Genomic DNA, 12,580 nt, shown 5'->3' with positions numbered 1-12,580 from the left:
TACGAATCATGGCGGAGAGGATTATTATGTTGATCCGGGGCTTTCTCTCATTTGTTAATCATAAAGGAATCCTGTTTGTTGGAAACGGAGTAAAAATTAAGGGTAAAAAACTCATTCATTTCGGTCGGGGGATATCTGTCGATGACTCCTGTTACATAGACGCCGTATCCACAGAGGGAATTCGGTTTGGCGATGGTGTGTCAATGGGCAAGCGTACCGTCATTGAATGTTCCGGCAGTTTGAAGTTTCTTGGAAAAGGAATAAAAGTCGGGAACAACGTGGGTTTGGGCCGCGATTGCTTCTACGGGTGTGCTGGTGGTATTCAAATCGGCAGCGATACCATTATCGGCAATTATGTAAGTATTCACTCCGAAAACCACAATGCTGGTGACACCACCGTACCTATCCGTTTACAAGGCGTTAACCACAAAGGCATAGTTATTGGGAACGATTGTTGGATAGGCGCAAAAGTAACCATTCTGGACGGCGCCAATATTGGCGACGGCTGCATTATCGCAGCCGGTTCCGTTGTCACAGCTGGAAATTATGAGTCTCTTGGAATCTACGGCGGGATTCCAGCTAAACTGTTAAAGAGGCGAGGGGTATGAAAATCGTTGTTGTTATTTTTCTCATTTGTACGGGCTTGCTCCACACTTCGGCGCATACTTATGGCCAATCTTCCGGAATTGGAACGGCGACTCAAACTCCGTTGAAAATTTTGATTTTGGGTAACAGCATTACACAACACAATCCAGCCCCCCTTCTAGGGTGGAATGGTCACTGGGGTATGGCGGCCAGCGAAGAGTCCAAAGACTACGTCCATTTGATTATCGATAGCTTGAAACAGTCAAAGATTGATGCAGACGTTCAATTCGCGAACATCGCCTTAGCCTTTGAACAGCGCTTCTGGAACTACGATTCTTTGAAAATAAACAAATTAACTAATGCCGAGCCAGACATATTAATTTTGCGATTGGGCGATAACATCAGTGAAGACGCATTGAAGGAACATTCGCTTCAACGTGACATCAAAAAACTGACTTCCAAAGTATTTCCACATGGCAAACAACGTGTGATTGTAACCTCTGCTTTTTGGGATAAACCTGCTGTAAATAGCTGCTTAAAAAAAAGTGCTAAGGAGTATCAATGGGAGTATGTCGAGCTGTCGGATTTATCCAAAACCGCTCATAATACCGCCGTTGGACTGTTTGCCGACGCGGGCGTAGCCAAACACCCTTCCGACAGAGGAATGAAAGAAATAGCGCAAAGAATTCTAAAGCCACTCTTACTTATGGCGCAACCTGCGGCGTTGGAAAAGCAGTGACGAAAAAGTTTAGCGAAATGAACATCCGGATATTTTTTTTCTTGGTCATTCTCTCTGTGCAGTTGGCTCACGCGCAAACTTACGTGAAGCTGGGAGCATACTATTTTGATGGTTGGACAGGTACATTTCCTTACCACATCACCCCCTTATTGGTCGATTCTTTTCCCGAACGCGAACCCAAATGGGGCTGGATGACTAGTAGCCAGAAAATTGTAGACGATCAGATTGTCGCCGCTGCGAACGCAGGTCTCTCTTTTTTTAGCTTTTGCTGGTATTATTCCGGAAAAGAAACATACAAACATGAACCACTCAATCGGGCATTATCCTATTACAGGAACTCCAAATACAAGGATAGGCTCGAACACTGCCTGCTGGTTGCCAATCACAAGGGTTTTGAAATTGGCCCTGACGATTGGGATTTTGTCACTTCCGAATGGATTTCGAATTTCAAGGATGGCTCCTACCTATTGGTGAACGGAAAGCCGATTTTGATATTTTTTAGTGTCGAAACGCTCCTTCGAAAATTTGGTTCAGTCGATAGTCTTTCCAAAGCTTTCATTAATCTCCGCCAAAAAGCGGTAAGTCAGGGCTTAAAAGGCGTAACTCTGGCTGCATGTATTCCCCAAAACTCCAACGACAGCCTTATAGCTATGGCCGAACAATCCGGGATCGACGTAATTACTGGATATAATTTCCATTCAGCCGCATTCGGGAAAGAAAGAAAGATTCCCATCGAACAGCTCATCCAGGCTGAAAAGGGCGTTTGGCAAAATATCTCTAGCAGGACCAACCTTAAATACATACCAACCTGTACATTGAACTGGGACCCGAGACCCTGGTCCAACAAATCAAACAGGTATGATAAGGCGCCGTACTACGCCGGTTATAGTCCCGCCACCGTCAATCGATCTATACGTGAATGCATAAAGTGGCTACGCCAGCATCCTAACAAAATTGTAGCCGAAAAGATCGCGCTTGTGTACGCATGGAACGAAAACGGAGAAGGCGCGTACCTGACTCCCTCCAAAAACGGGACGAACATGCTCGACGGAGTAAAAAAAGCATTGAAAGCTCAGAAAAGAAATTGACATAACAAATGACAGGCCTGATCCTGCGCAACTCAACGGAATAACTATGAAAGTATTAATGATAGTCAGATCGAACTGCTATACCTCTCCGGGCGGTGATACAGTTCAGATCGATTTGACGGCCAAGTACCTGCGGAAACTTGGGATAGCCGTCGATATCGCGTTGGCGGATAGCGTGCCACCATATGCCGATTACGACTTGATGCACTTCTTCAATATCATCCGTCCGGACGATATCCTACCGCACATTCAGGAGCAAACTCCTTTTGTTGTTTCAACAATTTTCGTAGATTACTCAGAATATGAAAGGGCCAACCGCAAAGGGCTAGCCGGGCTTTTGTTCAGGCTCGTTGATGCAGGGGCTATCGAGTACATAAAAGCCGTTGCCCGATGGATGATCAACGGCGACAAGATCAAATCGCGGACGTACCTTCTCACCGGCCACAATGCTTCAGTCAGACGCATTGCCTCGAAGGCCGCCATGCTTCTGCCCAATTCGACGAGTGAGTATAACAGGTTTACAAAATACATCGGGATAAATGCACCCTTTCGAAGGGTAGTTAATGCCATTGATCCAGAGGTATTTAATTTAAATGCGATCCCAAACCCCGAATTTAGTGGTCACGTGCTGTGCGTTGGGCGAATCGAGGGTAGAAAAAATCAGCTTAGCCTGATAAAGGCGTTGGGCGGTACAGACATTCCCCTGACGATTATCGGCAAGCCGTCGCCAAACCACATCGGTTACTATGAAGAATGTAAGGCTCTGGCTTCGCAAAGCAAGAACGTTCGCTTCATCGAACACATCTCGCACGATCAACTCGTGAGGATTTATAAGGCCGCGAAAGTGCACGTGCTTCCAAGTTGGTTCGAAACCACGGGGTTAAGTTCTTTGGAAGCAGCGGTGATGGGTTGCAATATTGTTGTCACAAAAAAAGGCGATACCGAAGAATACTTTGGCGGCTTCGCGCATTACTGCGAACCGGACGACGTCGCATCCATTAAAGAAGCCATACTAGCAGCGTATACTGCGCCTGCGGCAAATGACATCAGCGATTTCGTGCTTGAAACGTACACGTGGGAAATCGCTGCACAACAGACATTGGAGGCATACGAGTCCGTAACCGGCAAGCAGTCAGAAACACTCAGAGTTCAACGTTATTAAATATGAAAATAGCTATTATTGGGACGAGGGGAATTCCTAACCATTACGGAGGATTCGAGCAATTTGCCGAATACCTCGCAAAAGGCCTCGTAGAACGCGGTCACGACATCACCGTCTACAACTCCCACTCCCACCCTTATCAGCAACCCGAATGGAATGGAGTGAAACTGGTGCATTGCAATGATCCGGAAGACAAATGGGGTACCGTTGGCCAGTTCATATATGATCTCAATTGCATTCGTCACTCCCGAAGTCAGAACTACGACATCATTCTGCAACTCGGGTACACCAGTAGCACGGTGTGGGGTTGGCTTCTACCGAGGAAAAAATCAATCATAACCACCAATATGGATGGCCTGGAATGGAAAAGGACCAAGTATTCGAAACCTGTACGAAATTTCCTTAAATGGGCTGAATATCTCGGCACTGTATATAGCGACCACTGGATTGCCGATTCGCTGGGCATTCAGGATTATTTGACTAAGAAATATAACATTCCGTCTACGTATATACCATATGGTGCTTTTCCATTTGAAGAAGCGGAGAGCAATTGCCTCGCAAGCTATGACGTAAAGGAGTACGACTACAACATGCTTATCGCGCGGTTAGAGCCTGAAAACAATGTTGATACAATTCTGGAAGGCGTATCCCGCGCGTCAAATAAATCCCCGTTTCTCGTTGTCGGGAAGCACAATACAAAGTATGGCGAGTATTTGAAGAACAAATTTGCTTCCTTTGGGCATATACGGTTCGTCGGCGGCATTTACGATATTAATGTGCTTAACAATTTGAGGTATTTCTCTAATCTCTACTTCCATGGTCATTCGGTCGGCGGCACCAACCCGTCCCTGCTGGAAGCTATGGCTTCGCAAACATTGATATGTGCGAACCGTAATGAGTTCAATTCGACAATTCTTGAAAAGGACGCTTTGTACTTTTCCAACGCCGAAGAAGTAACAAAATGCCTCGATAGTATACGAAAACAGGAATATCAATCGTGGGTGGACAACAATCTGCATAAGATCAAGCATATCTACGAATGGAACAAGATCATTGATCAGTACGAGAATCATTTCAAGACCATATACTCAACGCAACATGAAATTCAGCAAAACATCCCTTCCTGATGTCCTGATCATCCAACCAACTATATTTGGCGATGAGCGGGGGCATTTCTTCGAATCTTTCAATGCGGAAGTCTGGAAAGCCCAGGGACTCACATCTGAATTCGTCCAGGACAATCAGTCTTTCTCCAAAAAGGGCGTCATTCGCGGCCTGCATTTTCAGCATGCCCCCCACGCCCAGGGCAAGTTAGTGAGAGTTATTACAGGTAAAGTACTGGACGTTGCTGTCGACTTAAGACCTGAATCTCCCACGTTTGGAAAATTTGAGCTATTTGAATTAGATGCCGAAAATGGAACAATGGTCTACATTCCGGAAGGATTCGCCCACGGCTTTGCGGCACTAGAGGATAGTGTTTTTCAATACAAATGCACTGGCTTGTACCACAAAGCTTCCGAAGGTGGCTTGCGATGGGACGATCCATTCCTGAGCATCCCATGGGGAATATCTAACCCTAACGTCTCTCCCAAGGATCAGATATTACCCGGATTCGAAGAGATTTTCCCAACGTCTCTGAAAGCATAATCCCGGGCCTCATTTTACTTCCGTTTAAAGCAATTCATTATGAAAAAAATACTCATCACCGGCGGGGCCGGGTTCATCGGCTCGCATGTAGTTCGCCGCTTCGTAACAACCTACCCCGAATACCATATCTTCAACCTCGATGCCCTGACTTACGCGGGCAATCTGGAAAACCTGCGTGACATTGAGAATAGCGCCAATTACACCTTCGTAAAAGGCGATATCGTGGATGCTGTTTTCCTGGACGAGCTTTTCTCAGAGCATGATTTTTACGGAGTCATCCACCTGGCAGCAGAGTCGCATGTAGACCGGTCGATTACCGATCCGATGGCTTTCGTAATGACCAATGTAATCGGGACTGCTAATTTGCTAAATGCGGCAAAAAAAAGCTGGAAAGATAACCTGGCGGAGCATTTGTTTTATCATGTCTCTACCGACGAAGTCTACGGTGAACTGCACGATCCGAACGAGTTCTTCCTGGAAACGACCAAATATGACCCGAGATCACCATACAGCGCGTCGAAAGCCTCTTCCGATCACCTTGTCAGGGCATACCATAACACCTACAAAATGCCGGTAGTGATTTCCAACTGTTCCAACAATTACGGTCCTAATCACTTCCCCGAAAAGCTTATTCCATTGATGATCAACAACATCCTCAACAATAAGCCGCTACCCGTTTACGGCAAGGGCGAAAACATTCGCGACTGGCTGTTCGTGGAAGACCACGCCCGGGCTATCGACGTTATTTTCCACAAAGGGAAAAATGGTGAGACCTATAACATTGGCGGACATAACGAGTGGAAAAACATTGATCTTGTGAAGCTGCTTTGCCAGATCATGGATGAGAAACTCAATCGTCCCGAAGGCACATCCGCGCGGCTTATCCATTATGTTACTGACCGCGCTGGCCATGATTTGCGCTACGCAATCGACGCAACGAAGCTAAAAACCGAGCTAGGCTGGGTACCTTCCCTACAGTTTGCGGAAGGATTGGAAAAAACAGTGAATTGGTATCTGGCCAACCAGGAATGGCTCGATAACATCACATCCGGCGCGTACAGCCACTATTACGAAGAAATGTACGACGGCCGTTGATTTATCAATGCGCGATAACTTTAAACTCAACGATTACAAATGAAAGGAATTATTCTTGCAGGCGGCTCCGGCACGCGCCTGCACCCTCTGACACTCGCGGTGAGCAAACAGCTTATGCCGGTTTATGACAAACCGATGATCTACTATCCGCTCTCCATCCTTATGCTGGCCGGAATAAGCGAAATCCTGATCATTTCCACTCCTCACGACCTGCCTCACTTTGAGAAGCTCTTGGGAGACGGAAGTCGTATCGGCTGTAAATTTAGTTATGCTGTGCAACCAAGTCCGGATGGACTGGCCCAGGCATTCATTATCGGTGAAGAATTCATCGGAAATGACAAGGTTGCCTTGATATTAGGAGATAATATCTTTTATGGCTCGGGGTTATCGAAATTGTTGCAGGCCAACAACGATCCCGAAGGTGGCGTGATTTTTGCCTATCAGGTACACGATCCGGAACGGTACGGCGTGGTGGAATTCGATCCATCTTTCAAAGCGCTATCCATAGAAGAAAAACCGGAAGTCCCTAAATCGAACTACGCGGTGCCGGGCTTGTATTTCTACGATAACGACGTGATTGAAATCGCGAAGTCGATTAAGCCATCTCCAAGGGGCGAATATGAAATTACCGATGTCAATAAAGTCTATCTGGAGTCCAGAAAATTGAAGGTCGGTGTACTCGACCGCGGTACGGCATGGCTCGATACGGGAACATTCGAATCACTGATGCACGCCGGCCAGTTTGTACAGGTCATAGAAGATCGCCAGGGTCTCAAAATAGGTTGTATTGAGGAGGTTGCCTATCGAATGGGCTTCATCTCGGCCGAGCAACTAACAGAAATTGCGCAACCGCTGGTAAAAAGCGGCTACGGCAAATACCTGCTTCGGTTATTACCAATCGGTGCCGAGCTGGCCATTTAAGGCATGATGGAACGATTGGCTGGAATATTACTGTATTTAGGCATCATTTCTTCCGCCGAAACGGGCCAAAAGGAAATTGAATATTAACAGTACTATTCCACCTAGTTCTATGAATTTTCAAACATAATCTACTGATTTTCCGCAGATTGCAGTATTAGTATAGATCAGCGATTTTGAATTAAAAAGGAAAAAGCGTAAACTTGTTACGTACCATTGAATGCCTCTTGCAAGGAGCTGGCGGCGCGGAGCAGAGATCTAGATATTTCTTATACCGATAGCCAGAACAACCAAAAGGAGTTGGTACACAGACAAGCATTTATACTCAACGTTATAGAACTTATGAAAAATCACTATCCTGGGCTACTGCCTAAGGCTCACCTCTGGACGGACGTCGCGCTCCTAAATCTATCGTTCTTCTTTGCTTACATCTTTCGTTTTGATAACGGGATCACCACGCTTTTCGAGAATCAGTACGTAAACCTATTGCTGGTTGCAAACCTGGTGTGGATTTTCACGATCTACGTTTTTAAAACTTACCGCTTCACCCGGCTATCCTATCATTTTAATACACAGATCGCGAGCTTTTTGAAAGCGGTGACCGTACATGGTGCGGTGATGATGGCATTCCTTTACCTCAGCAAGCAGGGAGAAGAATATTCGCGTTACCAGTTTTTGATGACCTACATCATGTTCATCTCGCTGTCAACCGCTTCAAGAGCAGGAGCTGTACTTTTTCTGAAAATTTACCGCCAGGCTGGTTACAACTACAATCGGTACGGGATCGTAGGTAAGGGCGACCTTGCGACACTGATCCGCGAGTTTTATGCCGAACGTAAAGAGCTTGGTTACCGCTTCTCCGGGGCAATCGATCCTTCTTCGGAAACAAATCCAATCGAAAAACTGGAAGCAATGGTCAAAGAAAAGCAGCTGGATTATCTGTACTGCTGCCTTTCGGAAATGAACGACGAGCAGGTGAAGGAAGTGATTCGCATGGGTGAACGCCAACGGACGCACATTCGCCTCGTGCCCGACTTCCGTGGCTTCATGACCAACATGGCCACAATTGAGTACCATGATATGTACCCAATCATCGAGATCAACACCAAGCCGTTTTCAAGCCTGAACGAACAGACCGTAAAGCGCGCCTTCGACCTGATATTCTCAATTATCGTGATGATCCTCGGCGCGCCAGTTTTCTTCCTGGTGTGGGCAGCGATCAAGATCACCTCGCCAGGCCCTGTGTTCTTCAAACAGCAACGTTCAGGACGTTGGGGGGAACCATTCTATATCTACAAGTTCCGCAGTATGCGTGTTGATGCTGATAAAATGGGGCTGCAACATTCCCAAGGTGATAACGATCCGCGCATTACACCAATAGGCCGTATTCTGCGCAAATCGCGCCTCGACGAGTTGCCGCAGTTCATCAATGTTCTGAAAGGAGAAATGTCGGTAGTTGGTCCGCGCCCGTTGTACAAGTATGATGTGGACATGCTCATGGAAGCAGCTCCGCATGACTTCCAGCGCCTTTTGACTGTTAAGCCAGGCATTACCTCGATCGGACAGATCAACGTAGGCTATGCCGATACGGTCGCCAAGAACGTCGAGCGCCTCAAATATGATCTTCAATACCTCAAATCTTATAGTGTTTTTGACGACGTCCAACTGATTTTCAGAACCGTACAAGTAATGGTTCTTGGACGGGGGCAGTAGTAATTATCTTACAGTATCCGCAACTTTAATTCATTACAAAAGGCGCCGATGGCGCCTTTTGTATTTTCTGCACTTTCCCTTCCATCATTTTTCCCGAGGCACGCTTTTTTATATGTAGTATAACTTCTATTTTTATATCACAATAAGTGTTATTTACATTTAGAATTTATAAAGGGAACGATGAGAAGGGTTTTACGTATTTTAGCACTCCTATGCGTGCTTCTGACCGGAATGGACAGCCTGCACGCGCAGAGGCGGCGGATATTCACCGACCGCAAGGCATTCGGGAAAGTTACCTATCCCAGTACTGCCAACGTCACATTCAATATGGTCGACGGCTACGTGAAAGTTACCGGCAGCAATCGCTTTATTTTTCCTACTAGCGACAATTCAGTATACCGCCCGTTTGCGGCCACCGCAGATGGCACGACCGGGGCCTATTTTTCGGCTAATCCAGCCGTAGCTGTTACATCAAGCCACAAGGGCGGTAATTATCCGCCCCTACCCACAGGCGCGCCGTTTTCCGCTACAAGCAAGGACGCCAACATCGGCAAAGTTTCCGGCCAGGAATATTGGGATATCAACGGCGCAACTGCCACGAAAATTACACTATCATGGCACCTTGAAAGCGCTATGGCCTCCCTGGCTCCTGGCGGAAACCTGGCTAAGGTTTACATCATCGGCTGGAATGGCTCAAAATGGGTAAAAATCCCGTCCACAGTCGACGCGGTGTCACTGTTTGGAAGCACCAGTAACACCAGTTCGGGTTCGATGACAACCAACACGGCGATCGTTCCCAACACCTACCTGGCTTACACGTTCGGAGCCGACCTTTCCTCGGCCCGCGAAATGGCACCCGGCGCCGATAGCGCGCTGGTCGCAGCAGACGGAACGGAAATACTGAAACCTGAAAACAGTTCGCTGGACGATGTGAATGCGGCGGTATACCCCAACCCGGCGCGTGACAGGATCTTTGTCCGCAACAGTAAAAGCATTAAGCAAGTATCGGTAGTTGACATGAGCGGTCGGAGCATAATATCAGTCAACCGGAATTACGAGCATGGGATCGACGTGAATAGTCTGCCCGCTGGCATTTACCTGGTAAATGTGCAGGACGATGAAGGAAAAACCACTTCCCGCAAAATAATAATCAACAAATAATAGCTCCTTCCCTGAGGCATTCTTTAAATTTGCAGAGAACGCATTTCAACAAATACTCAATGAGAATAGTCGTATTAGGAGCCTCAGGTCAGTTGGGAAGCTGCCTTAAAAAAAACTCAACGGAACGTAACATTACTGACATCTCCTTCCCTTCGGAAGAGAACGCCAACATCCTCAACAAAGAATTGCTCGACAAGCTCTTGACAACTGAAAAACCGCAGTTCGTCATTAACTGCGCTGCCTATACAGCCGTAGACAAAGCCGAAGACGATGTGGACACCTGCCGGAAAGTTAATCGCGACGGCGCGGCGTATATTGCCGAAGTGTGTAAAAAACACCAGGCAACGCTGATCCACATTTCAACAGACTTTGTTTTCAAAGGTGATATTCCCAAACTGCTCTCGGAAACCGATCCGGCCGAGCCTGAAAATATCTACGGACTGACCAAGCTGGAAGGCGAGGCAGCTATTAGCGAGATCTTGCCTGAGCATTTCACGATCCGCACAAGCTGGCTGTATTCTGAATTCGGCAACAACTTCGTCAAAACCATGTTGCGCCTTGGCCGCGAACGCGAGCAGCTGGGTGTGATCATCGATCAGGTGGGCTCTCCTACCTACGCGATCGATCTGGCGAATGTGATCCTGGACATTACCGAATCCGGCAGCACGTCCTATGGTATTTATCATTACAGCAACGAAGGCGTTACTTCATGGTATGATTTCGCCAAAGCCGTTTTCGATCTCAGCGAAACTACTGTGAAGCTCAATCCGGTTAAAACCTCGGAATATGTGACACGTGCGGTTCGCCCGGCCTATTCGGTAATGGACAAGTCGAAAATCAAAGCGACCTTCGACATCACGATTCCTTACTGGCGTGATAGCCTTTCCACTTGCGTAGAAAGACTACTAGCGGAGGTGTCCTAGAAATTTAAGTCCTTTCTGACGGAAAGCATCAAACCGGCCGCGTTGCTCAGCAGCTTGCCCTGATCGACAGACAAGGCGGCCTGCAACGTCGAACCGCCTAATAAACTGGTCTGCTTTGCCACGGCAAGCAGACCAGAAAATTGATACGCTCTTGATGAAAACGGCTGATCATAAGTACCCTGGTTACTCGATAAAGAGAGCTTTGTCGTCCAATTGATACCTGTCCATACGCCTTTCGCTCCGGTGTGAACAACCCAGACACGATTATTATTTGTAAAAAAGTCGGCATATCTGGGCCAGTTGTTTTCTGATGCGGCCGTAATAAAGGGCGTTCCAATCCCCCTGCCATAGTACGACCATCCGTCCCGTACCTGGGCATTGTTAAAGTAATCGTCCTTCCCGCGAATACCACTTTGGCTTGTTACCACACTTCCTCCCTGGCTTTTGGTATAGAGCAGTTCAAATGTAAGTTTGCTGATCGAGAAATCAGCCGAAGTATCTTTTTTGAATTTAAAAACCACCCCATTCAGCCCGTCTTTGATATTGTTCAAATAAAACAGCGAACCATCCTCAACCACGTTCTGGCGGTAAACCAAGATGTTAACATGCTCCAAATCCAGTTCCAGGCCAGCATCCAGGCTTGCTACGTGGTTGCCGATCCTGTTTGTTTCGTCAAAGTTGGATAAGTTGGATTTCCCCTTTGGTTTGAAGCCTGAGACGACATACCAGTAGCTATTGATCCCCGTAGGCATTTGGCCATTTTCTGTGAAATACGGTGATTTCCCGCCCCATTGTACGGCGTGGTTGAATCCACCGTGCAATTTTACTTTTCCATACGGTCTTCCCAGACGCACGTAAAGCGCCTTGTTGTGTAGTTTCAAATGACTGGTTACCGGCCGGTTATTTTCGAAGTACCCGTCCGAATAAAAGCCTTTGAAATACAGAAGATTTTTAAGCAGCGCGGTGTAGTTTTCAAAGCCAATCTGGATTTTTGGAATGGGAAGCGCATTTCCCGACCACATGTAAGAGCCTGTGCCTAACTCATGGTCATTAAACCCGGCGTACTGTTTCATTCTGCCGACCGTAAGTTGAACTCCTTTGTAGGCAACTCCGCCATAAATCTGCGGCAGCAAAAGCTTACTGTTCTTGCTTGCATTGCCCACTAGTTCCAGCCCATAAACATAGGTCCATTTCGGTTTTGACAGGGGCTGCTTGGAGAACGGCTGCCTTCCGACAACTCCGCCGCGCAGGCTTGCTACCTGGCCGGTCGTGGGGACAGTACCCCATTGATTGGCATGAAACCAGAAGGGTGTGCGGGAGATTGTCGATCCATAAGCTACCGTCTCAGCCCAGCCGCGGGTATGGCTGGCAGTAGTATCTAGGTCCTGAGCAATAGCCGGCGCGACGGAGGAAATTGTAATGGACCAGGTAACGGTTTTTAGAATTTTACATAGGGCATAGGGGAAAGCATACGAGCATTTCTCGAGAGGTTTCATTAGTAATTACGATAACGTTGATAGAGGATTTACTTTGCACAAAGTAGCAAAGT

General features: G+C 47.1%; 12 protein-coding genes. 11 read left to right on the top strand and 1 reads right to left on the bottom strand.

What is annotated here, in order from left to right; all coding sequences use genetic code 11:
* The first annotated feature begins 8 nt into the window (after positions 1-8).
* The 11 genes from J2Y43_RS31790 to rfbD all read left to right on the top strand — a co-directional run bounded on the left by J2Y43_RS31790 (position 9) and on the right by rfbD (position 11,031).
* Positions 9-608, top strand: coding sequence for an acyltransferase (locus tag J2Y43_RS31790; protein WP_309992351.1), 600 nt, complete (start codon positions 9-11; stop codon positions 606-608).
* Positions 605-1,324 carry an SGNH/GDSL hydrolase family protein gene (locus J2Y43_RS31785; RefSeq protein ID WP_309992348.1) on the top strand — a complete coding sequence of 240 codons (720 nt, stop codon included), beginning with the start codon at positions 605-607 and terminating at the stop codon, positions 1,322-1,324. The genes J2Y43_RS31790 and J2Y43_RS31785 overlap by 4 nt, the downstream gene beginning before the upstream one ends.
* Positions 1,325-1,341: 17 nt before the next feature.
* Complete coding sequence (locus tag J2Y43_RS31780; protein WP_309992346.1) at positions 1,342-2,412, top strand: glycoside hydrolase family 99-like domain-containing protein; 1,071 nt, start codon at positions 1,342-1,344, stop codon at positions 2,410-2,412.
* A gap of 46 nt (positions 2,413-2,458) precedes the next feature.
* Entirely contained in the window at positions 2,459-3,574 is a 1,116-nt protein-coding gene (locus J2Y43_RS31775; protein ID WP_309992343.1) for a glycosyltransferase family 4 protein, read from the top strand.
* 2 nt (positions 3,575-3,576) lie between these two features.
* Entirely contained in the window at positions 3,577-4,701 is a 1,125-nt protein-coding gene (locus J2Y43_RS31770; RefSeq protein WP_309992340.1) for a DUF1972 domain-containing protein, read from the top strand.
* Positions 4,673-5,221 (top strand): dTDP-4-dehydrorhamnose 3,5-epimerase, encoded by a 549-nt coding sequence (gene rfbC / locus J2Y43_RS31765; protein WP_309992337.1) that lies wholly within the window; start codon positions 4,673-4,675, stop codon positions 5,219-5,221. The genes J2Y43_RS31770 and rfbC overlap by 29 nt, the downstream gene beginning before the upstream one ends.
* Positions 5,222-5,260: 39 nt before the next feature.
* Positions 5,261-6,316: a dTDP-glucose 4,6-dehydratase gene (gene rfbB, locus J2Y43_RS31760; protein ID WP_309992334.1), complete on the top strand. Its 1,056-nt coding sequence runs from the start codon at positions 5,261-5,263 to the stop codon at positions 6,314-6,316.
* 39 nt (positions 6,317-6,355) lie between these two features.
* Positions 6,356-7,237 (top strand): glucose-1-phosphate thymidylyltransferase RfbA, encoded by an 882-nt coding sequence (rfbA, locus tag J2Y43_RS31755; protein WP_309992331.1) that lies wholly within the window; start codon positions 6,356-6,358, stop codon positions 7,235-7,237.
* A gap of 339 nt (positions 7,238-7,576) precedes the next feature.
* Positions 7,577-8,947: a sugar transferase gene (locus J2Y43_RS31750; protein ID WP_309992330.1), complete on the top strand. Its 1,371-nt coding sequence runs from the start codon at positions 7,577-7,579 to the stop codon at positions 8,945-8,947.
* A 180-nt stretch (positions 8,948-9,127) separates the two neighbouring features.
* Positions 9,128-10,108, top strand: coding sequence for a T9SS type A sorting domain-containing protein (locus J2Y43_RS31745; RefSeq protein WP_309992326.1), 981 nt, complete (start codon positions 9,128-9,130; stop codon positions 10,106-10,108).
* A 59-nt stretch (positions 10,109-10,167) separates the two neighbouring features.
* On the top strand, positions 10,168-11,031 hold the full coding sequence (gene rfbD / locus J2Y43_RS31740) for a dTDP-4-dehydrorhamnose reductase (RefSeq protein WP_309992322.1): 864 nt from the start codon (positions 10,168-10,170) through the stop codon (positions 11,029-11,031).
* Here the strand turns inward: rfbD and J2Y43_RS31735 are convergent.
* Entirely contained in the window at positions 11,028-12,527 is a 1,500-nt protein-coding gene (locus J2Y43_RS31735) for a capsule assembly Wzi family protein (protein WP_309992318.1), read from the bottom strand. The genes rfbD and J2Y43_RS31735 overlap by 4 nt on opposite strands.
* Positions 12,528-12,580 lie beyond the last annotated feature (53 nt).

The sequence above is a fragment of the Dyadobacter sp. BE31 genome, assembly GCF_031457695.1.
Lineage (GTDB): Bacteria > Bacteroidota > Bacteroidia > Cytophagales > Spirosomataceae > Dyadobacter.
This window is presented reverse-complemented; position numbering and strand designations above follow the sequence as displayed.